We start from the raw sequence: 26741 nt of genomic DNA, 5'->3' as shown, positions 1-26741 counted from the left end.
AATGATTCGCCCTTCTCGCACTGCTTTTTTACCTTGAACGTAATTGACCAGAAAGCGCGAGAACTCATGAAATCGCTTCTGCTCCCGCAGTGGATCGTCAAATTCAATAATTTCCTGTCTTAAAAGACGTACCCTGTCATCCCGTTCCCAGACAATACGACCTTCTAGCACATAATCTATAATGTTGGCTTGTTCACCTGCGATAATCCAACCCTTCAGACAACTAAGCGTTGTGTACAACACTTGGCATTTTAATCCATTAATATATAAGTGTTGAATAGATCGAACTGGCTCCCGGCCTTCTCCAATAATTAGAATGAGTTCATCAAAGTCGTACAACATTGAACCATGAAAATATTCTCCTGGCTTTCTGTACGAAATAACACCTATTGAATCTTCCTGCAACAATTCATCATGCATCAGGTTTAATTTGGTTAGCTGCACTTCACCCTCCATACCTGCAAGGCGGCTATAACCGCTAAATTGGATATTTGGATACATGTGATCATTTCTACATAAATAAGAGACTTCCTTCTTCAATTGTATTATTTTTTATTTTATTTAATTATTTCTTTCAGTGTTATCCAAGCGTTTTTATCTGCAAAGCTTCGACTCCACACACCAATTCCACCCAAGTTCAGTGATTGGGCAAGTTCTACTCTTGCTTTCAGGGATATCTGATCCTCTAGCCAAATCTTTTTGACCACACCGTCTTCGGTATACTCCACATAATTCTGACCTTCGGAAGCTCTAAATTTGGGTTTCAACTTAAATTGGGCTACGATTTCCGCCGCTGACTCCATACCAATTGATTTGGAGGTGACCTTAATCTTCCCTTCTTTGGGAGTCTCGGACCAAACACGAGTATATAACGGAATACCTAAAATCACTTTTTGAGGCGGCACTTCGTCTTCCTGAAGAATGCGCTTAATTGACGCTTCTGTCCATGGTAACGAGGCGACCGAACCGGCTTTTGGACTAGCTGCCCAATGCTCATCATACGCCATTACCATGAGATAATCAGTAATCGCACCCAATGATTTTCGATCCAAGAAGGCAGACCACATCTCACTTTGAGATTTAGGCGTAACATCAATGGACAGTATCAAATCATGTTCCCGAGCCATCGGTTTAAGTTCCCGTAAAAATTGGGTGACATTGGGACCATCCTTTGTATGAACATTTTCAAAGTCAATATTAATACCGTCCAGATCATTTTCTTGGGCAAGTGAAATCATCTGATCTACAATCGACTTTCGACGTTCAAAGGTAGATAGTGCCTCTGTTGTTATTTCGGGATTAAAGCTGTTGCTCAACAAGCCCCATACCTCTATCCCCTTACGATGTGCCCAGCTGACATATGCAGGGTCCGCCTTGCTTTCTACAGTACCCTCATGATCAACGACGCTGAACCATGTAGGGCTCACCACATTTACTCCAGGCATAGGATCAAATTTGGAAGGATCAGGCCTACGATTATAGACGGCTTCCCAAGCGAGATTCACAGGTTTACCCTGCCAATGCTTCTCAGAGATTGACAAATCGTCCTTAACCGAAGGTATCACAAGTTCTTCTCCTTCAGAGATACAGTCTGACTTAATGTATCCTGCATAACCATTGTCTAACTGCACAAAATACCAGTCGCCCTGTTGAGACCAGATGCGTACTTTCGTTTGCTGTGATACATCTGCCAGAATAAAGGATAGACTAGAGGCTTCTTTACGCAAAGCTATCCTAGCATCCTGTTGCCCATCTTTCTTTTCTACACTACCTAGCCTGACCTTCTCTCCGGCTTTCATCAGAATGACGGCACCTGTTACAGGGTCTTCGTGGATGGATATACCATATACTTCACGTACAGCCTCAATGGGGACATACACCTCTCCACTGATTATCTGAGGAGCAGCGCTAGACGTATATGTTTTACCATTCAGTTCGCCTTGTGTCTTTGAAACATTCATATGGAGCAAGCTTTGTCTCGTTGCCATAATGACGGTTTGGCTGTCATCCTCATAACGAATTGTAGGGTCAATTTGGCCTTGTATCAATTTAAGCGGCATCAGGATGTTCTTACCGGAGCTTTGAGCTTCATATCCGGTCAACTTGCCCTTCATAAAAATAGGTCGGACACTCCCCTGCCAATCGGGTTTCTCGTGAAGAGGATTACCGTACCATACGACAGTAATTGCACATATAATCGCTGCGATTAATAGCAGGCTTGCCGCTCCTTTGAATCGAGAACGTTTACGGCGGCGTCTGGAATGATTTCTGGCCAATATGGAACCTCCATTTTAAGAAATTTTGATTTCTGTATTTTGTAACTTTAACAGATGACTTGAAACAAAAAACAAAGTGATTCAAATAAAAAAACGCGGTAAATCCCCACTTATGGGGAATTCCTCACGTTTCCAATCCATTACAATATATACATACCGCACAAAAAACTTCTATTCCTTGTTTCGTTACGATTGTTTGTTACTACAAGCCTTGCATACTCCGTGTAACTCCATACGATGTCCATGCACCTCGAAGCCAGTTTCCAACGCGGCATGGCGTTCCACATCTGCCAAATACGGATAACTGAAATCTTCAATCTTTCCGCATTTTTCGCAAATGATGTGATAGTGCTCCGAAATATTGGCATCATAACGACTGGCGTTATCTCCATAGGTCAACTCATGTACCATACCCGCTTCTATAAACATCTTTAAGTTATTATAAACCGTAGCCACACTCATACTTGGAAACTTGGACTCAAGCGCACGATATATTTCATCTGCAGTCGGATGCCCCATAGATTCCATTAAATAGTTTAATATGGCATGGCGCTGGGGTGTTATGCGTACACCTGTCTTCTTCAGAAGTTCCAAAGCATGCTGGACGCGTGCTGCCATATATGTCCACCGCCTTATCCCTTACTTGCAATCCTATCAATTACCACGCATCTATTTACAATTCACTTCTAAAGCTATTCACATTGTACGGTCTACTCAAGATTCTTGTCAACGCGCCGTATTGTCCCTGGATGTTCCTATAGAAGTATCGTTCACAGGAACTTCAGCCTCATCTGGAGAAATTCCAGTTGCATCAGGCACAGTCGATCCCCCAGAATCATCCAAGTCAGGTAACGACGGCATCAGCAACTTTTTAATGGTTAAATTACTGTTACCCTCTACGCTGATCACATATTTTCCATCTCCGTTTTGGCCTGAAATGCTTTTACTGTCTATTTTAAACGGAAAATCAGACTGAAGATTACCATAACTGCTTGAACCCTCTAACTGAAAATCTCCACTCGATGGAAGATCCAATACGATATCACCGACAGCACTGTATATTTTCCAATCCCCACCTACCTGCTCGCTATGCACTTTGATAGCGCCATTAAGCGAATTTGCATTCAGCTTGGCTGTAGAATTCAGCACATTCATGTCACCATTCTGAGTATCAACGGTGATATCCCCTTCCGAACGAGCGACCTGAATGTCACCTACCATGGTGTGGAGTGACACGGCCCCTTCAATATCCCCTGCCTGCATATCTCCACGGTTCGTGCGTACATCCACATCTCCGGATATCCGATGCAATTTAATCTGTCCGTTCAGGGTGCCTCCTTTGACATTGCCAATAGCGTCATTAACTGTGAGATTCCCATTACCGCTCTCAAGCCGGATGCTGTCGATAGCGTCAACTCCATTCAAGGTGATATTCCCGTTGGAGGTTCTAATCTGCATGTTGAACCGCCGATCCTCTGGTACGGTGATCAACATATTCATACGAGGCTGACGTTTACTTGATGCTCCGTATGACTGTACCTCTGGACGAATCTGGATGGTCTTGCCGTCGGTAGAAGTCAGTGAAGAAGCTTGAGCAATCTTGTCCGCTTCGGCAGCAGGCGCTTGATCCACCCATAGAGTCCCACGTACCTCTATATTGGATACCGGCCGTCTGATCAGTGTTATATCTCCATTCACTGAATCAACTACTAAATCGGACGTCTGCATAGTTACCGGTACCAGCACACCGCCCATATCATACCGATTCTCTTTAGCCTGGCTAAAATCCATAGAGGCCGATGTCAGATTGAGACTAACCCGGTTCCACAGGTACATATAATGGTTTTGCTGGGTCACGATAAAAACCGAAGCAGCCACTACCAAAGCGGACAGAATCCCCTTTAAGTCAGGTCTAAAACGTCGTCCGTTGTCAGGCTTGCCCTCTTTGCGATAATACACACCAAAAAAAATCAGATACTCCAGTCCCCAAAGTACAAAAATGACAGGCCACCACACAAGGAGCTGAAGCATATATTCCGTATTCTGAAGCACATCTACAATCAGCAAAATGCCTACAGCCATCAACAGAAGCGAAGAGGTGTAGCGGCCGACTCTTATTTTGCGGTGCACGCCTGCTTCACCCTCTTTCTTTCAACTTTTTACGTTTAAAGGATAGAAAGGCTTCCCTTAGAAAAAGGAATAAACCGATCATCATTAATATAATGGCCAGCGTCAGAAATCCATAATCTTCGAAGAAAATGCTTAACCAGCGAGGTTTCATGCGGAACAGAATCATAAGTCCACCGCCTGCCACCAGTAGTACTGCAAAAGCAAAACCTCTTTCCCATGCATAAAAAGGACTGCTTTGCTGACCTCTAGCATCCATTCGTGCATATTGATCCGGCTTGCGCCGATAACGAACCATGTAATCCGCTGACTGTAGTACATCATATACATTATAAAAATATAATACGGGTATGAACAATCCAAGCAAAATAAGTAATGGGATGTTAATCCTCAATCCATCTGAGGAAACATACAGCATCGCAAAAATATCTAGCAGGAGCAATACAATAAATGTAAGTCCCCTAATAAACAATCCTAAGAAAAGATGTCCCATTCCTGGTATCAGTGCTGCCATGATAATAGCAATTACTTTGCGAAATTTAGCGTATTGCAGACGTCCCCGCTGTTTCTGTCCATGTGGCTGCCCAGGCTGTCCAGACGGTAACGGTTGTTCCGAGTTCATGCCATCCTCCCCTTTGAATTCCATACGTAGCTCCGCTGAAAAATGCTTTGATGGTTACATAGTACCCCAATCAGATTTGATAGTAACTGTAAAAAAAAGGGTTATGGTCACTCAACGGAGACTGCAGCTATATCTTCCCATTGTCGTAAATCAGCTGCAATACGTACCGCATTAAAGTCATGTCGGGCCAGCACCTCCAAGGAAACCTCCATACTCTGACGATCCGGATGCAATTCATGAAATGGAACATGCTCATGTTCTTTAATCATAATTTTACGTATTTCCACTTTTTCTTGCTCTAAATAAGTCGAAATTTGATCGAGCAATCCGTGAGAGGACAATCCGTACAGTGTAATAAGATGAGGCTTGCGTCCACGCATATACCGAAGTTCTAATTTGTTGAACACCCATAAATTTAAAAATACGAGCACCGTTGCTGCTATAGAAGGTAAATAGAAGCCTGCTCCCACCCCAAGGCCAATGGCAGCTACGACCCAAATGGAAGCAGCCGTCGTGAGTCCAGTAATGGATTTACCTGTGAACATAATTGTACCTGCCCCCAAAAAGCCTACGCCAGTAATCACCGCCGTAGCCAAACGAGCTGGATCTATACGCACATTAGCTTCTTTAATAAAATCAGCAAAGCCGTAAATGGAGAGCAGCATAATCAGCGTCGAACCAAGACTGACCATAATGTGAGTCCGCAAACCAGCAGCGTGATTGGAACGTTCTCGCTCAAAGCCAATGAATCCACCGAGTAGCATGGACAGTAATAGCCGTAAAATGATATGTGAATCATCTATAATCCACGGATTATTCATTCGAGTCTCTCCTCCCGGTTGTGTCGTGCTTCCTTGTCCGGGCACGCGGTTTGTGAGTATTATTCCACGTTATGCAAATGGTAGGTGGTTAATTCCACACCTGGGGCCACTTCTGCCGCGGAAACGGGTCGAAAACCATGTTTTCGATAAAGTGTCACTGCAGGCGTGTTTAAAGTTCCTGTGGTGACGATAAACAGCGGGACATTCTGATACTCATTCAAAACATGCTTCATTAAGGAGTCCGCAATCCCTTTGCGAAAATGATCTGGATGAACCATCATACGTGTAAGGGTAAGCGAACCAGACGATTCAGACTGCACAGCTAGCGCTCCTAGCAGTTCATCATCCTCCAACCACCCATAAAAAGACTCTCCACAGCTTCTAAGTGTCTCCAATGTATCCATTAGTGGAGGAATCTCATCAAATCCAATCAGCTCAGCTTCCAGTCTATAAGCGACGTGCTGAAGACGCCATATCTGACTGACAATATCATCATCTTCCAATGAACATAGGGTAACCATGCTGTTTGCCCTCCTAAGGAAACTATAATATGTCATTACGATTCTGATACTTGTTCGATGCCCATACGTTCTCTGCACTTATGCAAAAGAGGCCTGTCCCTAAAAGACAAGCCCCTGTCATAACTATGCCATTAACGGTTCAACACTTCTGTCAGCAACTTATTAGCGAGACCCGGGTTGGCTTTTCCCTTGCTCTCCTTCATCACTTGACCGACCAAGAAGCCGATGGCCTTTTGCTTGCCAGCTTTGTAATCCTCGACCGATTGCGGGTTGGCTGCTACAACTTGCTCCACAATTGTCAGAATTGCACCTTCATCACTGATTTGCACAAGCCCTTTTTCTTCAACAATTTGCTGTGGCAGTTTATCACTTTCCAGCATTTCCTTGAAGACCGTTTTGGCTATTTTGCTATTGATCGTCCCCTTCTCCAGTAGTCCGATCATTTCACCCAAGCCCCGACCTGTCAATTTAACCTGCGACAGTTCTACACTGGCACTGTTTAAATAGCCGAGTAAATCTCCCATAATCCAGTTGGATACTGCTTTGGCATCCTTGGTGTACTGAAGACTATCCTCGAATAAATCAGCCAATGGTTTGGAGGACGTAATTACCTGTGCATCATACTCAGGTAATCCATATTCCGAAGTGTAACGTGTTTTGCGCTGGTCGGGTAATTCAGGAATCGAAGCACGGATACGTTCTTTCCACTCCTCATCAATATGCAGTGTAACGAGATCCGGGTCCGGGAAATAACGATAGTCGTGCGCCTGTTCCTTACCACGCATGGACAGGGTTTTACCCTGTGCCTCATCCCAGCGACGTGTTTCCTGTACGATCGTTCCACCTTCGTCCAGGGTCTGTTCTTGCCGGAACTGCTCATATTCCAGTCCGCGCTGTACGCCACGGAAGGAGTTCATGTTTTTCAGTTCCGCTTTGGTTCCCAGCTCTTTTTGACCATGCGGACGAAGACTGATATTGGCATCACAACGAAGCGAGCCTTCCTCCATCTTCACATCGGATACGTCACAATACTGCATAATGGCACGTATTTTTTCCAGATAAGCCTTGGCTTCTTCCGGCGAAGATATATCCGGCTCCGAAACGATTTCAACCAATGGTGTGCCGACCCGGTTAAAATCAACCAAAGACGCATAGCCACCATCAACATGGGTTAATTTCCCCGCATCCTCTTCCAGATGCAACCGGGTAATACCGATACGCTTGGTTTCACCGTTCACTTCAATATCAATCCAGCCGTTCTCGCCGATCGGTTGGTCATATTGCGAAATTTGGTAAGCCTTCGGTGAATCGGGGTAGAAATAGTTTTTGCGGTCAAACTTGCTCACATCAGCAATGGTGCAATTGAGCGCCATTGCCGCTTTCATCGCATAATCAACGGCTTGACGATTCAATACAGGCAATACTCCAGGATGTCCAAGACAAACTGGACATGTATGAGAGTTTGGCGGCGCTCCGAAGGATGTCGAGCATCCACAAAATATTTTGGACTTCGTATGCAATTCCACATGGACTTCAAGTCCAATGACCGTCTCATACTTCGATGTAGTTGTAGACATGAATAGGTTCCCTCCTTTTTGGCAAATTACAGCTGCGGACGCTGCTTGTGAAATTCAGTGTTTTGTTCGAATGCATGCGCTACGCGCAGTACAGAAGACTCGTCAAAGGCTTTCCCGATAATTTGTAGTCCGACTGGCATTCCATCTGCAAGACCACAAGGAATACTGATCGCCGGCACGCCAGCTAAACTCACCGGAATCGTCAAAATATCGTTCAAATACATCGTTAATGGGTCATCCACTTGGGAGCCGATTTTGAAAGCGGTAGTCGGTGCAGTAGGTCCGATAATCACATCATATTGTTCAAATACACGATCAAAATCCTGTTTGATCAGTGTGCGCACTTTTTGAGCTTTCAAATAATAAGCATCGTAGTACCCGGAGCTGAGTGCATAGGTGCCAAGCATAATCCGACGCTTCACCTCAGGACCAAACCCTTGCGTACGGGACTGATGATACAGATCAAGCAGGTTATCTGGATTGTCAGCGCGCACACCATAGCGCACACCGTCAAAGCGGGCCAGATTGGACGATGCTTCGGATGAAGCCAGTAGGTAGTATGTCGCAACAGCATATTCCGTGTGCGGAAGAGATACCTCTTCCCATACAGCGCCCAATCCTTCCAGTGTTTTCAGTGCATCAAGCACCTTTTCCTTGACCTGTGGGTCTACACCTTCACCAAGATACTCTTTAGGTACAGCGATACGAAGACCTTTTACATCTCCGGTTAAAGCGTTCAAATAATCAGGAATGTCTACCTTCGCAGAAGTGGAGTCCTTCTGATCATAGCCTGCAATGGCTTGCAGGACATAGGCCGAATCCTGAACATTTTTTGTAATCGGACCGATTTGGTCTAAAGATGAAGCAAAGGCCACCAGTCCAAAACGGGATACCAGACCATAGGTTGGTTTTAGGCCAACTACGCCGCAATAAGAAGCGGGCTGGCGAATGGAGCCGCCTGTATCGGAACCGAGCGTGAAATAAGCTTCACCCGCCGCAACAGCTGCAGCCGAGCCGCCACTGGAACCGCCGGGAACACGTTCTAAATCCCAAGGGTTACGTGCAGGGAAAAAGCTTGAGTTCTCGTTAGAACCACCCATAGCGAATTCGTCCATGTTCATTTTACCAAGTGTCACGGTTTGCGCTGCGCGTAACTTGCCAACCACTGTGGCATCGTAAACGGGATCAAAATTTTTCAAAAACTGACTGCCACATGTTGTGCGTAGCCCTTCCGTCACGATATTATCCTTAATACCAACCGGCAGGCCAAACAACAATCCTCTTTCCTCTCCGGAAATCAGCTGATCATCCAGCTGACGTGCGGATGCCCGGGCCTGTTCCTCGTCAACGGTAATAAAGGCTCTGATCTTGTCTTCCCGCGCATCAATTGTCTCCAGAGCGTGCCCCACCAGATCACTCACGGAAATTTCCTTTTGATGCAGCTTGTTATGTATTTCCGGCAATGTGTTATTAAACAAGCTCAATTTGCATCCTCCTTTCAAATGTGAAATCTATTCCAGAACAGCAGGAACTTTAAACTGTCCGTCTTCTTCTTCAGGTGCATTACGCATCACTTGCTCATGCGTCAAACTTTCGCGAACTTCGTCGTCCCGCATGACATTGCTGACGTGCAGCACATGAGTGGTCGGTTTTACCTGCTCCGTATCCAGCTCATTCAGCTTCTCTGCATAATGGAGAATGGCGTTTAATTGCCCTGTCATGGTTTCTTCCTCAGTCTCGGTCAAATTCAACCGGGACAGCCTGGCTACGTGACGGACATCTTCCTTGGAAATGTTCATTCAAAACCCTCCTCATGTATATATAAAAATCCAATAAGCGACTGGAATCGGATTTTGCAAAATCCTGGTATCAAAAATGGTACACCGAACTTTGAAATAACGTTTTTAATTATAGGATAGAACCCTATACAATTCAATCTTTGACGCGGTACAGAAGCAGACTGTACATGAATGAGGTAAATGTTACTAAAAGAATATAAAAAAAGCACCTTTCGGTGCTCTTTCAAGAAAACTATAGCAGCTGAAATCGTGCCCATTATATATTGTTAAAAAGAGTCGGCAACAGCCGATTCCTATATCCAAGCACGCAAATTAACTTGTTTGATAAAATCAGCCTGTGACAACAATTCTGCCGCGGTTTCTTCTTCCTCAGTCTCTACTGAATCATGACCACCATTCATCACATGTCTGAACAGCTTCTCATTATGAGTAGCAAGGGCGTAATCTATCAGCGCTTCACGCTCAATCCGCTCGGCTTCCAGCTTGAGAATACTTTCTTCCAGCTCGATGTCTCCGGATGGTACGAAAAAATTGCGATTCACCTTCGGTACGCGAATGACATAGTCAAAAGCATTGTCCGCATTACGGTCGTAAGCAATGATATAACCATGTTCGCCCACAGGAAGATTCTGCTCAAAAGCATCCGCGACGATCATAATTCTAGCTCCTAAATGATGCATCGTTAGCCCCCCCGTTTGTCTGAACTTATCTGCTAAGTCTACTAAAAAAAAGGTAGCTTGTCTATATCATCTATGTATCTTCATAATCGATCGTCTCCACGTCCAAATCTATGCTCATTAAGCCGTATATGCCAATTTTGCGTAAGGGTTCCGCCCCGCCGTTTTACCTTTTTCCAAGTTATGATCTTCGGTTCGGAACCTACCACAACATCTTCAATATCTACTATTTCGGAAAGACGGAAACTGCCTTCGTTCTCACGTTGTACACCATATATATGTTTTCTTTTCATTCTTGCTCCCCCTTGTGATCTGATGGCCTCATGCCTCTTTATCCTCTTAATGGGCAAAAAAAAGAACGCAAACCGGGATTCATCCACAGCTTGCGTGCTTCGCGAGTTTAGTATGTAACTTTAATAAATTTATGTTAACAAAAATAAAAACCTTTGTCTATACATAATTTATATTTTGTTGTCGAATTGAGGCAAAACCTGTCACTTCTTTGATTTTGCCTCAATTAATTAACGTTTATCAAATTTACCGAATGTACGGATTGTTGGCTTTCTCATAACCAATGGATGTTTTGGGTCCGTGACCAGGATAAACTGTAACGTCATCTCCAAGCGGAAACAACTTATTCTGAATAGAATCATACAAGTCGCGTTCCCGACCACCAGTCAGATCTGTGCGTCCGACGCCCTGACGGAATAGCACATCCCCCGAGAAAAGATCTTTGCCACACAAGAAGCTAACACTTCCGGGTGAATGCCCCGGTGTATGGAGCACCTTGAACGTGTGTCCGATTAGTTTTAATTGCTGACCTTCCGCTAAATCATATTCGGCAGGTCCTGTCGAGATCGGTGGAGATGCCTCTGGCCACATCAGGGAGCCATTCAGCTTAGGAGATGTGAGCCAGTCTTGCTCCAAAGCGTGCAGATACACCGGGCATCCTTTCGCATTGCGAATCTCCTCCACCCCTCCAATATGGTCAAAATGGGCATGAGTCAGCAGAATAGCTTCAATGGTTAGAGACTCAATCGCTCTCAGCAAAGGACCCGGATTCATTCCTGGATCAATAATAACGGCGCGCTGTGGATCATCCCCTTGAAGCAAATAAGCATTTGTTTGAAGGGGACCCAGATTAAAGCTGCGAATTGATAAGGTCATAAGTTAAAATCCCGAGATCAGCTCGCGTAATTCCTGAACAATCACAGGATGGACCTCGGTTCCCTCCCCATATTTTTCAGCCATTTCTTTGCGAGCTACTGCAATTTTTTCTTGATAGTCATCGGCTTCCCGATCTGGATTTTCACGTTTGAATTCGATCATAATTTGTTGGACATGTGCAGGGCGTGGCCCCCAGTGGCCAAGTACATGACCTCCTGTATCCGCAAAAATCACAATCGGCACAGCACGTCCGCCCATTGTCAGGAAGTCGTCCATCAGCGCCTGATGATTTTCCAGAATCAATACTTCGGTTGGAATGCCGCTATTCTCCAGCGCGCGGAACACAACTGGCACATTGCGTACGACATCCCCACACCAGTCGGCAGCCAAAATAAGCACACGCAGATCATCACGATGGTTCAGGCTTTCAAAAAACTCCCGATCCTCTTCGCTGCTCCACACAAACTGATCGTATCCAGAACGGAAGGCTTCTTTGTTCTTTTCCATGCCCTCCATAAATTGTTCAGGACTCAAGCCCTTGCCGAAATATTGCGATACGTTAGTACGGCTCATGTTATACACTTCCTTTTTTGTTTTTGGCTACAATCCATTTGATAACAAAATAAATGATCAAGAGCGCAAGAGCAACCAGCAAAATGGGTTTGATATAAGGTGCCGCCACTTCGTCAATTTGCTCCCACTTGTCTCCCAGCAGCATACCTAAATATATAAACAAAACAGACCAAGGTATAATCGCCAGCGTCGTCAAAATAATAAAGCGCCATACGTTCATTCGAGCCAACCCGGCAGGGATTGAGATCGCGTGACGAACAACAGGGATAAAGCGAGCTGTAAAAATGACCCCTGTGCCATATTTATTGAACCAGGCTTCAGCGTGGTCAACATGACTTTTTTTGATGAGTATGTATTTACCATACTTATCTAATACGGGTCTGCCGCCATAGCGTCCGATCCAGTAAATAAACAGCTGGGCCAGCACCCCGCCAATCGTTCCAAACACGACTGCGCCAAAAAAATTAATATGACCCGAGGACACTAAAAAACCGCCATAAGCGAGGACAATTTCACTTGGAATGACCTCCACCATCAAGCCTAGCATAATACCAAAATACCCAAGACTGCGAATGATCTCAAACAAATAATTAATGATACTAGATATATGGTCCATTTTTCCTTCCCACTCCCTGCCTGTTTCTCTATTTTCATTAGTGTATCACAGCGGCAGAACAAGTCGCCACTTCGCTCCATTAGGGCGGTCAGTGACCCCAGCTCCTGTGCCCGCATAAGTTGTGAGAGAGAGGAGGGGGTACAATATGCCTCCCGGCAAATTCCCCAAACATGACAATCCACAATCCCGTTTACCCACGGCTCGTGGTATCCGCCGCGCATGCAGCAAAGAGCTGTACCGAACCTGCAAACGTCTGCCTGTTCACATTGCTCCTGATCTGGTCAAGCAGGGCGAGGAGCTATATTGCCGCAAGGTCGTCGGCCACCTCATCTGGATTGCGGAAAACCATAGTAATCGCAAACTACTGTGCGACTGGTGGGACGAAGATGTCAGCGAGGAGCTCGCGGCATTGTGGAAGGTGGACCGTGATGTCTTGTGCACCGCTTTTAGAAGTGCCTATGGCGGGTAGATGTTTGCGTACAGCAACCATGAACTGTAAACTACAAAAAAGTGGAGCCACCCTGCAGTGGCTCCACTTTTGCTATATTCTTAGCTGTGTGTCTGCTGCTGTCCCGCCCCTTCGGGAAGCAAATCCGCACAGGCACGTTCCAAATAAGGATCAGCATGTATAAAATCCCGAAATGCTGTATACTCACGCCACAGAACGGACCGTTCTCCCGCTTGGCCTTTGACAGCACGAATCAGAATATTTTTAGGCGTATGCTCCATGTCGATAAATTCCAAGAGCTGTGTCCGATACCCCATCATATCCAGCAGCTTGGCCCGGAGTCCATCCGTTGCCAGTGCAGAAAAACGCTCTTTTAAAATGCCATGGGAGAGCAAAGGCTCCAATACCGGATTTTCCAGTTGGCTAAACAGCTCATGCTGGCAGCACGGAACTGATAAAATGACAGACGCTCCCCAGCGGACAGCCTTTTCCAGCGCTGCATCTGTTGCTGTATCGCATGCATGCAAGGTAACGACCATATCCACTTGCTCCAGTTCATTGTAGTCTGCGATATCTCCGACCAGAAACTCCAACTGTCGATATTGCAGCTTTTGAGCCAGAAGATTACAGGTTTCAATGACATCTGCCTTCAAGTCCAAACCGACAATCTGCAAAGGTCGTTTTTGCTGTACTGCCAAATAATGATATAAGGCAAAGGTCAAATACGACTTGCCGCAGCCAAAATCTACAATCGTCAATGGGCGGCCTACCGGAAGGCTGGGCAATACATCCTGCACCATTTCGAGAAAACGGTTGATTTGACGGAATTTATCGTATTTGCGGGCCAGTACCTTACCGTCCTCATTCATAATCCCCAGCTCAATCAGGAAAGGAATACGCTCTCCTTCCTCAAGCACATATTGCTTTTTGCGATTATGAGACAGATCGGCTTTACTTTTGCTCGGTGACTTTGTCAGAATGGATACTTTATATTTTTTACTGATTAGCACCTGGTAGTCTGCATCCTTGGCACATAGAAGCCCTTGGCGGAATGTGTCCTCAAACAAGGCAGTCATGCGCTCATTAGCTTCGTCAGGGGTCAGATTTTCATGAATGACTTTGTTGCTGTAATGAAAGGCAAACTGGTAATGCAGTTTGTTTTTCAATTCCACAGGTTTGATTTGTACTTTAGTAAAAGAAGCATCCTCACGTTTGCGCAGCTGACTCAGCGTTGCTGTTATGAGGGATCCTCCCGTGGTCAATTGGTATACAAGTTCGCGCAGTGAATCCAAAAGGTACATCTCACTTTCTTTCATGTAATTGGGTGATCTCGGACAAACCCTCGATGATTTCCTGGCGTGAAATTCCACCCCGTTCTAGCTCTGCATCGGTCTTATCCAGTAACTGACTGTAAAATGTCTCTGCTTCTGATCTCAGCTCCGGCTGCTCCCATGCCAATCCAAACCAGACATCTGCGGCTTGGTCCAGCCTGTTTTCCCGCTCATAATGAACAGCTAACAGCTTGCTGGTTTCCGGAGAGAGTTCATATTCATGAAGCAGTTTTACGATACACGCTATTCGTTCAGGCAGGACCTGTAGATCACGAGTCGCGCCATTCAGATCGCTGTACAAATATAAATGAAGAGATTTCATTAAAATTCGTATGCCCTCGTCTAATCTGCTGGTCTCCATGTATATAACAGCTTCTTCTTCCAGAATGCGAGCCACTTGCTGAAGCTCATCCGCTTCCATCCCAGGGCCCATTCGGAAAAGCTCAATAATTTGTTCCGGCGGCAATCGTCTGAGCAAATCTGAACGAAGGCGAAACTGCTTGTTAAGTAGTTCATCTAGTTGTTTTAGCGCTTCAACGTGTTTATTTTCACGCCTCAGACCGAGCACCGATGCCACTGCTGATGTCAATTCTTCCATCATGCTAAGCAAATAATCTTTTCTAAGCAAGCCGTTCCCTTCCTTTCATCCTGATGCCTAGAGACCCAGCAACCCTGTCCCTTCTGATTGTAAGACATCCTTGTCTAAAAGCCAAATGCCGCCGACATGGCGTAAACTCATTTAGCACAATTACAAATCATTTATAGCATCAATGATCCGGCACTCAGAAAATCACGTATAACACGTAACATTCGGGTAGCACAGTGTTTTGTAGCCGATCATGTAACCAACTTCAAATACAAGTATTCGAAATTTTGATATTGATTCTCCGTTAGTCTCATGTTATTTTTGTTTCATAAGAAACAAAAATAATCTTTTTAACATATTGATTCGCGAAATAAAATATAATATTTATTTTCTTGAGAAACAAAATTATGAGTTAATATTTTACGGGAAGGATGTTGAAGTATGGGAAAACAATTTAGTTCGATACTACCGGAATATAAGGAGTTCATACAGCGGCAGCATATTTTCTTTGTAGGATCAGCACCTGTATCTGAGACGGGGCATGTGAATATTTCCCCCAAGGGCTATGATTCTTTTCGTATATTATCAGATCATAAGGTAGCCTATCTCGACTTGTCGGGAAGTGGCAACGAGACAAGTGCGCACATTATAGAGAACGGACGGGTAACCATCATGTTCTGTGCATTTGAAGGCGAGCCCTGTGTATTAAGGCTCTTTGGTACTGGCACAGTCGTACTGCCCAATACAAAGCGTTGGAATGAGCTCTATCCTCTCTTCAATCCACTGCCTGGAGCAAGACAAATCATTGTTGTTGATGTTCATATGGTACAACATTCATGTGGTTTTGCAGTTCCCTTCATGACTTACACGACCGAACGGGAAAAGCTGAAGGACGTGGCGATTCAGATGGGCGAAGAAGCACTTAAAAAGTATGCATACGAGAAGAATTTAGAGAGTATTGACGGTTTGCCGACGGCGTTTGCCTTGAACAAAAACAATATGACTTAGGCATTTTGCACATTAACCAATAGGAAGCAACAAGTCAGCAAAAAACCGGATCCCCTCTAATACCACATCAGAAGGTTCCGGTTTCTAGACTTACCTTACTCTACTTTTTCAAGTTCTGGTCTAAAAATGACAAGATGGCATTCGCTAATAACTGCGGTGCTTCGATCAAGCTCATGTGTCCAGACTGCGGTAGAGTAACCTGGGTTACCCCGGTTCGATCTGTTGTAAACGTCCGTGCTGGAGGAACCGCCTGATCCTGCTCCCCTGCTACTAAAAGAGCTGGCAATGCAGAAGCTGACAGCACATCCCGACGGTCCGGGCGCTCGCGCATAGCCAGTGATGCTCCTACGGCTCCTTGAGGAGGTGTTTTGTAGCCAATTTCTTTGACTTTGAGTAGTTGGTTCGGCATCGACTCCACATGTTCAGGAGCAAACAATCCTGGTACGAGTCCATCTACAAAGGTTGTAATCCCTTCCGTTTGAATGGTGGATACAGCCTTGTTCCGCTTTTCTTTACCTTCGTCCGTATCTGCATAAGCCGTCGAATGAATCAGTCCAAAGGCTGTCAGACGCTCTGCATGTCTCTGTACCGCGGAAAGGGCCAAGTAGCCTCCTAGGGAGTGGCCAAACCATGCAGCCTGAGGAATGTCCAACTGTTCCTGAAGTTTAAGCACATCGTCTGCCATTTGATCAATCGTATAGGCTCCGAGTGGAGCATCGCTGCGTCCGTGTCCACGCAAGTCTGGAACAATACAACGATAGCTTGGGGATAGCAAGGGAACAACCTCATCCCAATAGGAGGAGCTTCCGCAAAATCCGTGCAATAGAATGATCGGATCTCCTTTTCCTTGTTCGGCATAGCAGATCGTCGTTCCTTCGCATAATACCTTTTCCATGTGGAACCCTTCCTTCTCTGTATATAATCTATTCGTTCTGAATATATTAGTAAGTAGAACATGCTGATGTATATTATTAAGCAGACCATCAATATCTGAAACGGTAACCCGCTGGAAAATCTTGCGAAGCTGTTTTTAAACCAAATTCACAAGCCGCTGCATCTGCAATATATGCAGCCATCGTCATGACCAGGTGAAGCGACGTCATCTGGAGTGTCCAGTACGGTTTGGCACTGCGCTCATTCACAATCGCTGCAACGCTATAATGCCCGACAGACGGCAGAGACAGACCAACCGATCGCGCAGGGGTTAGCGGTTCACGGGCAACAAGGAACATTCCCGTTGAGCCATGCTGTCCAAGACAAGCATCTATGGCGATCACATGATGATCTTGGGGAATACGCTCCAAGTATGAAACCAGATGATCCGCATCACAAGGCTCCGTCATTGTGCCAATCACATTCGGAAAGCCTTGCTCCTTGAGCATGGTGCCTACCAGTGGCCCGAGTGAGTCACCCGACGAGCGATCTGTACCGATACATACAAAAGTCAACTTATCCATAGCATGCTGATGTTGAATTTCTCGGAAAAACGGTGCGAGTCCGTCGCGATCTGTTTTCTCTACATTAGTAGGTTCTAAGGGTGAGCGACCGGATGTAGAAGCTCGATTATACAAAGACAACTTTGTCCATCCTCCTTCATTCAGTTGTATATCGGTAATCTGGCTATCAGTACATTCTACAACAAAAACATGATACAATACAGGCAACTTCCCCTGTTATGAAAGGATGGAACATTAACGATGGATTTGTCTGTACCGTCTCATGCCAACATTGAGTATATGATTGAGGGCATTAAAACCAAGCTTCGTATGGCGAGTGGTGCTGCTATGCAGGCTTCCGCTTTCTCGCTAGAGCAATACGAGGACATCCATGATGTCTACGATATGGTGATCAGCAAGCCTAACCTCAGCATTTCAGAGGTTGAAGCCATTGTCTCCGAACTGGGTAGATTGCGTAAGTCCTCCTAAACCAGCTTGTAGGACAGACAGCTTGGCTATTTTAAGTTTGTCACCATAAATAAAGCTCGTACCTCTGGTCGTCTTAACAGACGCACAAGGGATACGAGCTTTATTTTTTCGATGCATATACGTATTTTCATACACTTCTTCCTTTACCCATGGACACTTCAAGGCAAATCTACTAATACCAGTTCAGATATTTCCTCATTCCCTGTAGCTAGTATCTTTAATGTACAGCTTTTTTGAATTCGCGCGGCATCGCCAGGTCTTAACTGAAATTCCCCATCCTGACACGTAACTTCAACATGACCGCTAATGATATAAATGTGAGTACGGCGCTCTTCTTGCTGCGGATATTCAAGCTGCTGTCCCTTTTCCAATCTACTCAGATACAGATTTATATCCTGTGCAATGGATAGCGCTCCCTCCACCTCTGAACCAGACACTACAGGCTGAAGTCGATTTAGGCGTTCACTATGCTTGAATCTTTGTACCTGATAAGAAGGCTGAAGGCCAGGACTCTCAGGTAGAAACCACATTTGCAAAAAGCGAACCGGTTTTTCATCCCCAGGATTTCGCTCCTCATGTTCAATCCCGGTGCCTGCACTCATAACCTGGATCGAGCCGCTTTTTAGATCCTGTTCGTGGCCCAAGCTGTCGCTATGATGCAGAAGACCTTCAATTACATAGGTGACGATTTCCAAATCATGATGCGGATGTCTTTTGAACCCTTGCTGCGGTTTAAGCTCATTATCATTATGGGCTAGCATACATCCAAAATGGACATTGCTCGGATCTTCATAATCTGCAAATGAAAAGCTGAACTCACTATGAATCCATTCTTTATTTGAGGTATGTCTCTCTGCTGATGTCACTATTTTAATCATACTTAACACCTCCATGGATTTCAGTTCCGTAAAGCAGCCCTTACTTCGTGATTCCTAATCCACTTCCGGCCCTGGCATTACAAACGCTGTAATACGATCCCTTTACCCCGCACTTATATGCGTCAATCAGCCTATTGTCTCTGTCTGATTTTGCTCTCCAGTTCATTATTCGTTAAGTTAATAGTACACAAAATCAATCTATCACGGCCATAAGGAGGCGATTTACTACATATGCTATCCCATAAACCTCAACGATTCCGATTCTTACCAAGCTATTTGCGTCGCAGTCTATCCGCATCTATGATCATGATCGCTGTCTTACTTCTCATTGCCTATTCAGTAAGATGGATTGGCACAGCTCCTTTTCTATATTGGGATGAGCGCATTCAAGATATTGTTTTTCCAGACACAGCTGCTGCTCATTACCAACTGCTACCCGTCGCCATCTTCATTACATCGTTAGGCTCATTCCGCATATCATTACTGATAGCAATCGGTACCGCAATCTTGTGCTGGGTCTATCTCCGTTCAAAAGCGTACTCCTTTGCCATCCTAAGCAGCTTTACCGCGATGTGGGTGCTAAATACGATCATAAAAGAATTTTTACAACGGGAACGCCCGTCTCTTCAACATTTGGTGGAAGCGGGGGGTTACAGTTTCCCCAGCGGTCATGCGATGATTTCCATGGGATTTTACGGAATGATATTTGCCATTTGGGCTATAGAACGAATGGTTCATAAGCGAACATTCTTCCTTCCGTGTGTTCTTGGTGCATTGCTCATTCTCTTGATTGGCCTCAGCCGTGTATATTTAGGAGTTCATTTTCCTACCGACATTGTAGGCGGCTATATTGCAGGTATGATCTGGCTGGTATTTACCGTTCCCGTGGTCTATTGGCAAGCGCGTCTGTGGCCTTCCTCCCCTTCATCTCTCCCCCGTCCATAAGCGCTCTAAGATGGCTTTTTGTTTCACTCACGGTCACAACGTTTATATACGAAGTAAGCAAGGCGAAGAAATAACGAAAGCTCAGAGATTCATCAAAAACATTATCGTTGTGTGAACTCAAGATAAAGGAGGCGATCCTTGTGTGGGGAATTGTCCTAAGTATTGTAATGGCTATTATTATCGGATTGATTGGCGATGCACTAGCAGGTCATGAAATGCCTGGCGGCATTGCGGGCTCTATGATTGCTGGATTTGTAGGAGCTTGGCTCGGTGCTACGATCCTAGGAGACTGGGGTCCAGTCATCGGAGATTTTGCAGTCATTCCAGCCATACTTGGAACCGCATTGTTCGTGTTCTTGCTCGGACTTGTGTCCAAACTATTAAGAAGGGCTACCTAACATTTATATATATTTTTTATTCTATAAAAGGAGTGATATATCATGAGTAACATGGACAATCAAAATATGGCAAGCACTTCAGGTTTTGCAAAGGGTTTATTCATTGGAGGTTTGATTGGTGCTGCGGCAGCCCTGCTGTTCGCTCCAAAACCAGGCCGCGATTTGCGTAGCGATCTGTCCGAAAAAATGACTGTTGTCTCCGATAAAACCAAGGATGTCGCATCCGTAGTCAGCAGCAAAGCAACAGATTTGGCTAAAACCGTTTCCACCAAAACAGCAGATGTAGCCAAAACGGTATCCGAAAGTAAAGACAACATCGTAGCCAGCGTAACTAAAGCCTCTGCGGATGTCGCTAATGAAGCAGCCAAAGCGGATAAAGAAGTAATGGATGCAACCGCTCAGGCAGCCAAGGACACTCAGAAACAATTAAACGCAAATTCATAAATAGGAACACATTCTCATTATAACTATAATAAGCTCCAAACACTGAACAGCCAGCAGGCAAGAAGCTGGCTGTTTTTAAATGATAGAAAGGCTGGGATGACCATGAACAAACCAAACTCCTATGGAGATGATCTTGCCCGGAACAACAAGAGAACCTTTCACCCCCTGCAGACACAAGATCAACCAGACGAGGTTTCATCCAAGCAGACCTCACCTACTCATGTTAAAAAGCATGATCATGAAAGAGATTTTGATGTGGATGAACATCCTTTTGAGCTACGTCATGAGGTCAAGCGGCTTAACAAACGTCTAGATCAAATCGCAGATACATTGGAAAAAGCAGAATTCAAAGATATTATAGAGAACTACTCCAGCACAAAAAGAAGAATTATCAGCAATCTGACGGCTGGGATTTCACGAGGTCTCGGCCTTACACTGGGTACAGTGGTCGTACTCGCCTTACTCGCTTGGTTGCTCAGCTTCCTAGTGCAGTTAAATCTTCCGGTCATCGGAGATTTCATCGCCGAATTGTTAGGATATATCAAAATGAGCCAAGGTACTAAGTAATTGTCCCTATCTCATATAAAAACGATCCATCGAACCGGTAATGAGCTCCTAAAATGCCCCCGGTTATGATGGATCGTTTTTTGAATGCACATTGTAACTGCCGTAAGCAACCGCTACAATTTGTTACGCTTATTCGTTTTTAATAAATCTCCTGTCCACCCCTTCATCATCAGCCAGCCGTACATCCCCGCCATACTTAGCAGAGTAACGACAATCACGAAGGTAAAACCCCAGCCTGTTTTAATCCAAGGCAGATTTTCAAAGTTCATGCCCCAAATAGCCCCCACTACAGTGGCTGGCATAAATACAGCGGTCACAATCGTGAGCGTCTTCGAAATCTCATTGCCCCTAAATGCAGAAATGGCCTCATCAATAGAGATCAGTGTGTCGATTTCCTTTTCATAATGGCGGAAAAGTCCCTCCATTCGAGTGACACGGTACAATAACTGCTTAAAAAAGCGATTCTCCTCCAGCTTATCCAGATATGCTTCGCGGGAAGCCGTGACCAGCTCTGAAAAAGGGATGAACATATTACTCCAATACAACAGCTCGAAACGCGCATTCAATATAGAATCCATCAGCGTACGTGCATTCCTTTTCTCCATGTCCTCTTCCAGTCTTCTCAGGTTGATCTCAAACTTATCCATTCCCGTATGAAAATAATGAAGCACGGCTCTCGCCAATACGAACATGCCGTCTGCTGCATCCTCACACTGTTCCAGCATGGTTTGGCGCTCCGCGGTATGCATAATTTCACGTGTATTTTGGTCTAGATTTAAGGTCACTAGCTTCTGGTCTAGGACTAGAAAATAAAACTTGTTGCAATTGCGCTGACTGTCGATCTCCTCCTGAACGGAGTAGATCAACGATCCGCACATCAACGGCTGATTGCCATCTGGAAAGCGCACAGAAATAAAACTGGATGGAATGTCCTCTACCTTATCCAGCCACTCTGCGGCTTCTGGGAGCTTCTCCTTCAAGTGCTGTATGACTGAATCCTGCCAGTCCGCAGCACAGATGTCCCACCATTCCCATCCTCCACGAAAGGTAGAAATCTGTTCAAATGCTGTCATGGATTCCATCCTTTCTTTGTTTTTCCGCTTTATAAAAAGGACACGCTTCCCTAATTGGAATAACGTGTCCTTACGATGGGACGTCAAATATTATAAGCCATGAATTCAGCGATCTTGTCATGAAATAGAGGAATTAGACATAATCTGCTTCAACTTTTCTGTTGCCCGCTTCTGAATACGGGAAACGCTCATCTGTGATACGCCCAACGTCTGTGCAATCGCACGTTGAGATTGACCGTCCTGAAATGCCAGAAGAAGTACTTTCTGTTCCTGCTCTTTCAGTTGGCTTAAAGCCTGCTGAAGATCCATCCGTTTTTCCACCGTGTCAAAATCGTTAGCATCTGAGCTAATAAGCTCTCCTAACGTAGCTGCACTCTCTTCCTGAGATAATGGCGAGTCCAGTGAAACATAGTGGTAGCACTCACGGCCAGCAAGCACCTCGATCGTCTCCTCAACGGTAAGGTCCAGATACTCCGCAATCTCGTTCACATTGGGTGAGCGTTCTAATTTGACAGTCAGCTCATCAATGGCATGTTGAACAAGCGCACCCTTTTCCTTGATGCGACGAGGAACCTGTATGTACCAGGATTTGTCGCGCAAATAATTTTTCATATGTCCCAGCATACTTTTCATAGCGTACGGCTCAAATGGGATACCCAAGCTGATATCGTATTGCTGGAGCAGACGTATCAAAGCCATCTGACCGGTCTGATATAAATCCTCGTATAAGTCCGGGCGGTTACGGGATATCTTCCCAGCAGCCATCTTGACCATGGGCTCATACTTGCGGATCAGCACGGTAGCAATTTCGTTATCTTTGGTTTGCTGGTACTCCCAGATTAGACCAACGGCTTCATCCATCGACTCCGGGGGAGTTACCTTTTCATTCATACTGTTTCCTCACTTCTGGTCAGACGCTTTACCAACACCACTTCGGTGCCTTTTCCTGTCTCATTCAAGATATGAACATCGTCCATAAGCGCCTGCATGAGATAAAAGCCCAATCCGCCGATCTGCGCATCATTCAACTCCTTGTCATGCAAGGATGCGATACGAGTCGGGTCCTCCACACGTTCAAAGCTCTCCCCTTCATCTTTGACACGAATGGACAACGAAGCTTCGTCAAATTCGAATGTTACTTCCACGACTCCTCCCTCATGACCATATGCATAGAGAACAGAGTTATTACAGGCTTCCGATACGGCCACTTTCATGTCTTCAATATCCTCATAAGAGAATCCCATTTTCGCGGCAATACCATATAAATTTAATCTTACAATATCAACAAAGTCAGCTGTGGCCGGCAAATTAAGAACTACTTTTTGAATTTGAGCATTCATTTCTTTTTCTTTCCTTTCCTATTGGGAATTCTCCTGGGGGGCAAAGAATTTGGCAATACCGGTCATATCAAACAGTTTTTGAATCTGAGGCGGTACCTCTTGAACCGTAAACCGGGACTCCATCCCATGCCTTGCTTTTAAAATAGATAACAAAATACCAATGCCAGTGCTGTCAATGTATTTAAGGTCTCTCAAGTTAACAATCAAATCCTGGCTGGATTCCCCCACTAAAGGCTCCATGACCAGACGAAAATCAGGTGCTACCGAAAGATCCAATTCTCCACTCAGATAAACGGTATTTACACCATCTGCTGTTTCTGTGATCGCATTGAACTTCTCATTTTTATTAGTATTCATTGGCCTACTCTCCCAAAAAAAGATTTCCCTACATACTAACCCAATATACGAGTGTTTGAATCACGTTATAACTTTTTATACACCTGTAAAATACCACCAGCTAGGCTTCATTGATTCGGTCTTTACCTGGCTGCATTGGAAAATGGTCCGGTGAATGCCGGAGCAACGCCTGTTTTACACTGCTGATTTTAACGGGCTTACTAATATAATCGTTCATTCCAGCTTCAATACATCGGGGCTGAATCCCATCCATGACGTTAGCTGTCATAGCGATAATGGCAGGCTGAGATCTTCCCGCCAATTGTTCACGTACTCTACTCGTACACTCCAGACCGTCCATTACAGGCATCTGCAAGTCCATAAAGATATAGTCGTAATCCTGATTCGCAGTGACCATATCAAGCGCCTGTTGCCCATCTGCTGCCACGTCTGAAGCCAAACCGAGCTTATCCAGTATATTCACCATCAGCTTCTGGTTGATGGGATGGTCATCCACGACCAGTACAGGTTTACGGGTTGGGGGCTCCTGTTGTGGAATTTCCCAATCGTGGCTGGACTCCCCCTCCAGTTCATTTTCCTTGGCAACGCCAAGCTTCATTGTAAAATGAAACGCCACACCCTGTTCTCCACTTGTATCCACACGGATATCTCCGCCCATCATATCCACTAAGGTTTTGCAAATAGCAAGTCCTAGACCCGTTCCACCATATTTGCGTGTCATTGAAGAATCCAGTTGGGAAAAGGGATGAAATAGCCTTCCAACCTTGGCAGGATCAATACCAATGCCTGTATCTTTTACAGAAAACTCAACGGTAAGCCCATTGTCGCTACGCTCTTTAACAGATGCGAAAACATATACCCCGCCCTGATCTGTAAATTTAACAGCATTGGAGACCAAGTTAATCAGTACTTGACGCAGTCTACCCATATCTCCATATAACACGGGAGGCATCTGTTCATCGAGAAAATAAACCAGTTCCAAATTCTTGCGGTTCACCTCTACGGTAAATAGGCTGAAAACTTCCTTGATACAGGAAACCAAATCAAATGGATACTCCTCAACTTCCATCTTGCCTGACTCCAGCTTGGTAAAGTCCAGAATATCATTAATGACTGCGACCAGCGCGTCCGCACTGCGACGGATGATATCGGCATATTCCTGTTGATCGTTTTGCAGCTCTGTCTCCATCAGCAGATCAATCATACCAATGACACCGTTCATAGGCGTGCGAATCTCATGGCTCATCATTGCCAAAAATTCGGTTTTGGCATTGGCAGCAATCTCTGCCGCCTCCTTGGCGGCAATCAGTTCGCTGTTCATCTTTTCCAGCTCCTGCGTCTTCTGATGAAGCAGCATGGACTGTGTTTTCAAGCGCTTGTTTGTTAGATACATTTGTACGAAGCCTTCAATTTTGGACTTGAGAATTTGAGGGATGAACGGCTTTACCATATAATCAATACCGCCCGCTGAATATCCCGCAAACAAATGCTCCGCTTCCTTGCTGTTAGCTGAAATGAAGATAATCGGAATATCCTTCGTCTTCTCTCTGGCCTTGATTAACTTTGCGGTCTCAATTCCATCCATACCCGGCATTTGCACATCGAGGACAACGAGTGCAAATTCATCTTTTAATAGACATCGCAACGCTTCTTCCCCAGATGTGGCCTTTACCAAATTATATTGTTCACTCTCCAGCACTGCCTCAAGAGCGAGCAGGTTCTCAGGTCTGTCATCTACCAGCAATATATGAATCGGTTCATGAAGCCCCATGAAATCCTCCTAAGCATCTCTATTTAATCTTCCGGTATATCTTCTCTACCCGGTCCAGCGGCTCGTAGGAATCACTATAATCGGTGAAATGTATGGATTCCTTGGCCCCAAGCACCAACACACCAAAATGACTCAAGCTATCGTAAAACAACCCATGTACGTGGTTGCGAAGTTCATCGTTGAAATAAATCATAACATTCCGGCAAAAAATAACATTGAACTCGTTAAAAGACCGGTCTGTCGCTAAATTGTGCTCAGCAAAAATGATATTTTTTCGTAAAAAGGGGTGAAACATCACCGAATCATACTTGGCTGTATAATATTCAGAGAACGATTGTGTGCCCCCAGATTCCAAATAATTTTTGGTATACAGCTTCATTCGGTCGATCCCATATACGCCTTCCTTCGCTTGCTGTAAAGACAGGTTATTCATATCCGTCGCATAAATACGGGCCTTGTCATATAAGCCTTCCTCATGCAGCAAGATTGCCATAGAATATACTTCCTCACCTGTGGAGCAACCTGCATGCCAGATTCGGATATACGGATACGTTCGTAAAATAGGAATGATTTTTCGCCTGAAATTTAGAAACAGCTCCGGGTCGCGAAACATCTCGGTCACCGGAATAGAAAGACTCTGTACCAGTCTATCGAAGGCGCTGCGATCATGCAGCACCTTCTCCTGAAGTCCTGATATCGTGCTTACGTTCTCGGACTGCGCATGATAATAAATACGCCGCTTGATCGATGGCAGAGCGTAGTTGCGAAAATCGTAGCCGTACAGCCGATGTATACCTTCCAGCAACAGCTCAATCTCAATCATTTCCCGCTCATTGTCATTCGATTTCACTTCATTAGCAGCATTATCCGCCATATCCTTCGATGTCATAATCT

At 45.0% G+C, this 26741-nt stretch carries 33 protein-coding genes (1 of these 33 only partly in view); 7 read left to right on the top strand and 26 right to left on the bottom strand.

Going from position 1 to position 26741, the window contains the following annotated elements:
• From C0638_RS12375 to C0638_RS12305, 15 genes are all read right to left on the bottom strand, one after another.
• Positions 1-501, bottom strand: partial view of a nucleotidyltransferase-like protein gene (locus C0638_RS12375; protein WP_058712417.1) — the 5' portion only. 435 nt of this gene lie to the left of the window's left edge; only the first 501 of its 936 coding nucleotides appear in the window; its start codon is at positions 499-501; its stop codon lies off the left edge, out of view.
• 56 nt (positions 502-557) lie between these two features.
• The gene (locus C0638_RS12370; protein ID WP_058712416.1) at positions 558-2276 is read right to left on the bottom strand and encodes a glycosyl hydrolase family 18 protein; all 1719 of its coding nucleotides are present in this window, start codon (positions 2274-2276) and stop codon (positions 558-560) included.
• Positions 2277-2462: 186 nt separating this feature from the next.
• Positions 2463-2894 (bottom strand): Fur family transcriptional regulator, encoded by a 432-nt coding sequence (locus tag C0638_RS12365; RefSeq protein WP_013373015.1) that lies wholly within the window; start codon positions 2892-2894, stop codon positions 2463-2465.
• Positions 2895-3002: 108 nt separating this feature from the next.
• Entirely contained in the window at positions 3003-4406 is a 1404-nt protein-coding gene (locus tag C0638_RS12360; protein WP_016324718.1) for a DUF4097 family beta strand repeat-containing protein, read from the bottom strand.
• A 7-nt stretch (positions 4407-4413) separates the two neighbouring features.
• Entirely contained in the window at positions 4414-5049 is a 636-nt protein-coding gene (locus C0638_RS12355; RefSeq protein ID WP_025675442.1) for a hypothetical protein, read from the bottom strand.
• An 83-nt stretch (positions 5050-5132) separates the two neighbouring features.
• The gene (locus C0638_RS12350) at positions 5133-5846 is read right to left on the bottom strand and encodes an MgtC/SapB family protein (RefSeq protein WP_025675440.1); all 714 of its coding nucleotides are present in this window, start codon (positions 5844-5846) and stop codon (positions 5133-5135) included.
• A gap of 59 nt (positions 5847-5905) precedes the next feature.
• A complete protein-coding gene (locus tag C0638_RS12345) occupies positions 5906-6367 on the bottom strand; it encodes a GNAT family N-acetyltransferase (protein ID WP_013373019.1) in 462 nt (153 codons plus the stop codon).
• A gap of 131 nt (positions 6368-6498) precedes the next feature.
• Positions 6499-7944 carry an Asp-tRNA(Asn)/Glu-tRNA(Gln) amidotransferase subunit GatB gene (gene gatB / locus C0638_RS12340; RefSeq protein WP_013373020.1) on the bottom strand — a complete coding sequence of 482 codons (1446 nt, stop codon included), beginning with the start codon at positions 7942-7944 and terminating at the stop codon, positions 6499-6501.
• A 26-nt stretch (positions 7945-7970) separates the two neighbouring features.
• Positions 7971-9428, bottom strand: a complete 1458-nt coding sequence (gene gatA / locus C0638_RS12335) for an Asp-tRNA(Asn)/Glu-tRNA(Gln) amidotransferase subunit GatA (protein ID WP_058712415.1) — start codon at positions 9426-9428, stop codon at positions 7971-7973.
• A 27-nt stretch (positions 9429-9455) separates the two neighbouring features.
• Positions 9456-9743: an Asp-tRNA(Asn)/Glu-tRNA(Gln) amidotransferase subunit GatC gene (gene gatC, locus C0638_RS12330; RefSeq protein ID WP_016820261.1), complete on the bottom strand. Its 288-nt coding sequence runs from the start codon at positions 9741-9743 to the stop codon at positions 9456-9458.
• A gap of 293 nt (positions 9744-10036) precedes the next feature.
• Entirely contained in the window at positions 10037-10423 is a 387-nt protein-coding gene (locus C0638_RS12325; RefSeq protein WP_016324719.1) for a hypothetical protein, read from the bottom strand.
• An 80-nt stretch (positions 10424-10503) separates the two neighbouring features.
• Entirely contained in the window at positions 10504-10713 is a 210-nt protein-coding gene (locus tag C0638_RS12320) for a hypothetical protein (RefSeq protein ID WP_025675432.1), read from the bottom strand.
• A gap of 244 nt (positions 10714-10957) precedes the next feature.
• Entirely contained in the window at positions 10958-11587 is a 630-nt protein-coding gene (locus tag C0638_RS12315) for an MBL fold metallo-hydrolase (RefSeq protein ID WP_013373025.1), read from the bottom strand.
• 3 nt (positions 11588-11590) lie between these two features.
• Entirely contained in the window at positions 11591-12160 is a 570-nt protein-coding gene (locus tag C0638_RS12310) for a thioredoxin family protein (protein WP_013373026.1), read from the bottom strand.
• Position 12161: 1 nt separating this feature from the next.
• Positions 12162-12776, bottom strand: a complete 615-nt coding sequence (locus tag C0638_RS12305) for an undecaprenyl phosphate transporter UptA (protein ID WP_013373027.1) — start codon at positions 12774-12776, stop codon at positions 12162-12164.
• Positions 12777-12921: 145 nt separating this feature from the next.
• Between C0638_RS12305 and C0638_RS12300 the strand changes: the two genes are divergently transcribed.
• On the top strand, positions 12922-13245 hold the full coding sequence (locus C0638_RS12300; RefSeq protein ID WP_013373028.1) for a hypothetical protein: 324 nt from the start codon (positions 12922-12924) through the stop codon (positions 13243-13245).
• 80 nt (positions 13246-13325) lie between these two features.
• On the opposite strand, the gene C0638_RS12295 is transcribed toward C0638_RS12300, so the two are convergent.
• Together C0638_RS12295 and C0638_RS12290 are read right to left on the bottom strand one after the other, a co-directional pair.
• The gene (locus C0638_RS12295) at positions 13326-14540 is read right to left on the bottom strand and encodes a class I SAM-dependent methyltransferase (RefSeq protein WP_040102893.1); all 1215 of its coding nucleotides are present in this window, start codon (positions 14538-14540) and stop codon (positions 13326-13328) included.
• A complete protein-coding gene (locus tag C0638_RS12290) occupies positions 14527-15183 on the bottom strand; it encodes a DUF6483 family protein (protein ID WP_013373030.1) in 657 nt (218 codons plus the stop codon). Before C0638_RS12290 ends, C0638_RS12295 begins: the two co-directional genes overlap by 14 nt.
• 399 nt (positions 15184-15582) lie before the next feature.
• Between C0638_RS12290 and C0638_RS12285 the strand changes: the two genes are divergently transcribed.
• Positions 15583-16149, top strand: coding sequence for a pyridoxamine 5'-phosphate oxidase family protein (locus C0638_RS12285; protein WP_058712414.1), 567 nt, complete (start codon positions 15583-15585; stop codon positions 16147-16149).
• Positions 16150-16249: 100 nt separating this feature from the next.
• On the opposite strand, the gene C0638_RS12280 is transcribed toward C0638_RS12285, so the two are convergent.
• Entirely contained in the window at positions 16250-17044 is a 795-nt protein-coding gene (locus C0638_RS12280; RefSeq protein WP_013373032.1) for an alpha/beta fold hydrolase, read from the bottom strand.
• Between the two features lie 88 nt (positions 17045-17132).
• Entirely contained in the window at positions 17133-17726 is a 594-nt protein-coding gene (gene yyaC, locus C0638_RS12275; RefSeq protein ID WP_013373033.1) for a spore protease YyaC, read from the bottom strand.
• Positions 17727-17846: 120 nt separating this feature from the next.
• Here yyaC and C0638_RS12270 point away from each other — a divergent pair, with 120 nt between their 5' ends.
• Positions 17847-18074, top strand: a complete 228-nt coding sequence (locus C0638_RS12270) for a DUF1128 domain-containing protein (protein WP_013373034.1) — start codon at positions 17847-17849, stop codon at positions 18072-18074.
• A gap of 158 nt (positions 18075-18232) precedes the next feature.
• Here the strand turns inward: C0638_RS12270 and C0638_RS12265 are convergent, their stop codons facing one another.
• The gene (locus C0638_RS12265) at positions 18233-18952 is read right to left on the bottom strand and encodes a pirin family protein (protein ID WP_058712413.1); all 720 of its coding nucleotides are present in this window, start codon (positions 18950-18952) and stop codon (positions 18233-18235) included.
• 231 nt (positions 18953-19183) lie between these two features.
• On the opposite strand from C0638_RS12265, the gene C0638_RS12260 reads away from it, so the two are divergent.
• The 4 genes from C0638_RS12260 (at position 19184) to C0638_RS12245 (ending at position 21306) form a co-directional block, all read left to right on the top strand.
• Positions 19184-19897 carry a phosphatase PAP2 family protein gene (locus C0638_RS12260; RefSeq protein WP_058712412.1) on the top strand — a complete coding sequence of 238 codons (714 nt, stop codon included), beginning with the start codon at positions 19184-19186 and terminating at the stop codon, positions 19895-19897.
• Between the two features lie 140 nt (positions 19898-20037).
• A complete protein-coding gene (locus tag C0638_RS12255) occupies positions 20038-20295 on the top strand; it encodes a GlsB/YeaQ/YmgE family stress response membrane protein (protein ID WP_013373037.1) in 258 nt (85 codons plus the stop codon).
• A gap of 42 nt (positions 20296-20337) precedes the next feature.
• A complete protein-coding gene (locus tag C0638_RS12250; RefSeq protein ID WP_013373038.1) occupies positions 20338-20739 on the top strand; it encodes a YtxH domain-containing protein in 402 nt (133 codons plus the stop codon).
• A 96-nt stretch (positions 20740-20835) separates the two neighbouring features.
• Complete coding sequence (locus tag C0638_RS12245) at positions 20836-21306, top strand: DUF5665 domain-containing protein (protein WP_044786240.1); 471 nt, start codon at positions 20836-20838, stop codon at positions 21304-21306.
• 113 nt (positions 21307-21419) lie between these two features.
• Here C0638_RS12245 and C0638_RS12240 read toward each other — a convergent pair whose 3' ends face one another.
• The 6 genes from C0638_RS12240 to C0638_RS12215 form a co-directional block, all read right to left on the bottom strand.
• Positions 21420-22379 (bottom strand): magnesium transporter CorA family protein, encoded by a 960-nt coding sequence (locus C0638_RS12240; protein ID WP_058712411.1) that lies wholly within the window; start codon positions 22377-22379, stop codon positions 21420-21422.
• 117 nt (positions 22380-22496) lie between these two features.
• Positions 22497-23270, bottom strand: coding sequence for a sigma-70 family RNA polymerase sigma factor (locus tag C0638_RS12235; protein WP_013373041.1), 774 nt, complete (start codon positions 23268-23270; stop codon positions 22497-22499).
• Positions 23267-23719 carry an anti-sigma B factor RsbW gene (gene rsbW / locus C0638_RS12230; RefSeq protein ID WP_013373042.1) on the bottom strand — a complete coding sequence of 151 codons (453 nt, stop codon included), beginning with the start codon at positions 23717-23719 and terminating at the stop codon, positions 23267-23269. The genes C0638_RS12235 and rsbW overlap by 4 nt, the downstream gene beginning before the upstream one ends.
• An 18-nt stretch (positions 23720-23737) precedes the next feature.
• Positions 23738-24076 carry an STAS domain-containing protein gene (locus tag C0638_RS12225; RefSeq protein ID WP_013373043.1) on the bottom strand — a complete coding sequence of 113 codons (339 nt, stop codon included), beginning with the start codon at positions 24074-24076 and terminating at the stop codon, positions 23738-23740.
• Between the two features lie 100 nt (positions 24077-24176).
• Positions 24177-25847 carry a response regulator gene (locus C0638_RS12220; RefSeq protein WP_025675411.1) on the bottom strand — a complete coding sequence of 557 codons (1671 nt, stop codon included), beginning with the start codon at positions 25845-25847 and terminating at the stop codon, positions 24177-24179.
• Between the two features lie 19 nt (positions 25848-25866).
• Complete coding sequence (locus tag C0638_RS12215) at positions 25867-26736, bottom strand: CheR family methyltransferase (protein WP_025675409.1); 870 nt, start codon at positions 26734-26736, stop codon at positions 25867-25869.
• Positions 26737-26741: the final 5 nt, after the last annotated feature.

It is taken from the genome of Paenibacillus sp. lzh-N1, from assembly GCF_002872435.1.
In the GTDB taxonomy this organism is placed as follows: Bacteria; Bacillota; Bacilli; order Paenibacillales; family Paenibacillaceae; genus Paenibacillus; species Paenibacillus polymyxa_C.
The sequence above is the reverse complement of the archived record's forward strand: the minus strand, read 5'-3'. Positions and strand labels throughout refer to the sequence as shown.

Bases quoted from the DNA above. Each gene is read 5' to 3' on its own strand.
- C0638_RS12365 (WP_013373015.1), bottom strand. From the start codon at position 2,894: ATGGCAGCACGCGTCCAGCATGCTTTGGAACTTCTGAAGAAGACAGGT.
- C0638_RS12355 (WP_025675442.1), bottom strand. From the start codon at position 5,049: ATGGAATTCAAAGGGGAGGATGGCATGAACTCGGAACAACCGTTACCG.
- C0638_RS12350 (WP_025675440.1), bottom strand. From the start codon at position 5,846: ATGAATAATCCGTGGATTATAGATGATTCACATATCATTTTACGGCTA.
- C0638_RS12345 (WP_013373019.1), bottom strand. From the start codon at position 6,367: ATGGTTACCCTATGTTCATTGGAAGATGATGATATTGTCAGTCAGATA.
- gatB (WP_013373020.1), bottom strand. From the start codon at position 7,944: ATGTCTACAACTACATCGAAGTATGAGACGGTCATTGGACTTGAAGTC.
- gatC (WP_016820261.1), bottom strand. From the start codon at position 9,743: ATGAACATTTCCAAGGAAGATGTCCGTCACGTAGCCAGGCTGTCCCGG.
- C0638_RS12325 (WP_016324719.1), bottom strand. From the start codon at position 10,423: ATGCATCATTTAGGAGCTAGAATTATGATCGTCGCGGATGCTTTTGAG.
- C0638_RS12320 (WP_025675432.1), bottom strand. From the start codon at position 10,713: ATGAAAAGAAAACATATATATGGTGTACAACGTGAGAACGAAGGCAGT.
- C0638_RS12315 (WP_013373025.1), bottom strand. From the start codon at position 11,587: ATGACCTTATCAATTCGCAGCTTTAATCTGGGTCCCCTTCAAACAAAT.
- C0638_RS12310 (WP_013373026.1), bottom strand. From the start codon at position 12,160: ATGAGCCGTACTAACGTATCGCAATATTTCGGCAAGGGCTTGAGTCCT.
- C0638_RS12305 (WP_013373027.1), bottom strand. From the start codon at position 12,776: ATGGACCATATATCTAGTATCATTAATTATTTGTTTGAGATCATTCGC.
- C0638_RS12300 (WP_013373028.1), top strand. From the start codon at position 12,922: ATGCCTCCCGGCAAATTCCCCAAACATGACAATCCACAATCCCGTTTA.
- C0638_RS12295 (WP_040102893.1), bottom strand. From the start codon at position 14,540: ATGAAAGAAAGTGAGATGTACCTTTTGGATTCACTGCGCGAACTTGTA.
- C0638_RS12285 (WP_058712414.1), top strand. From the start codon at position 15,583: ATGGGAAAACAATTTAGTTCGATACTACCGGAATATAAGGAGTTCATA.
- C0638_RS12280 (WP_013373032.1), bottom strand. From the start codon at position 17,044: ATGGAAAAGGTATTATGCGAAGGAACGACGATCTGCTATGCCGAACAA.
- C0638_RS12270 (WP_013373034.1), top strand. From the start codon at position 17,847: ATGGATTTGTCTGTACCGTCTCATGCCAACATTGAGTATATGATTGAG.
- C0638_RS12265 (WP_058712413.1), bottom strand. From the start codon at position 18,952: ATGATTAAAATAGTGACATCAGCAGAGAGACATACCTCAAATAAAGAA.
- C0638_RS12260 (WP_058712412.1), top strand. From the start codon at position 19,184: ATGCTATCCCATAAACCTCAACGATTCCGATTCTTACCAAGCTATTTG.
- C0638_RS12250 (WP_013373038.1), top strand. From the start codon at position 20,338: ATGAGTAACATGGACAATCAAAATATGGCAAGCACTTCAGGTTTTGCA.
- C0638_RS12245 (WP_044786240.1), top strand. From the start codon at position 20,836: ATGACCATGAACAAACCAAACTCCTATGGAGATGATCTTGCCCGGAAC.
- C0638_RS12240 (WP_058712411.1), bottom strand. From the start codon at position 22,379: ATGACAGCATTTGAACAGATTTCTACCTTTCGTGGAGGATGGGAATGG.
- C0638_RS12235 (WP_013373041.1), bottom strand. From the start codon at position 23,270: ATGAATGAAAAGGTAACTCCCCCGGAGTCGATGGATGAAGCCGTTGGT.
- rsbW (WP_013373042.1), bottom strand. From the start codon at position 23,719: ATGAATGCTCAAATTCAAAAAGTAGTTCTTAATTTGCCGGCCACAGCT.
- C0638_RS12225 (WP_013373043.1), bottom strand. From the start codon at position 24,076: ATGAATACTAATAAAAATGAGAAGTTCAATGCGATCACAGAAACAGCA.
- C0638_RS12220 (WP_025675411.1), bottom strand. From the start codon at position 25,847: ATGGGGCTTCATGAACCGATTCATATATTGCTGGTAGATGACAGACCT.
- C0638_RS12215 (WP_025675409.1), bottom strand. From the start codon at position 26,736: ATGACATCGAAGGATATGGCGGATAATGCTGCTAATGAAGTGAAATCG.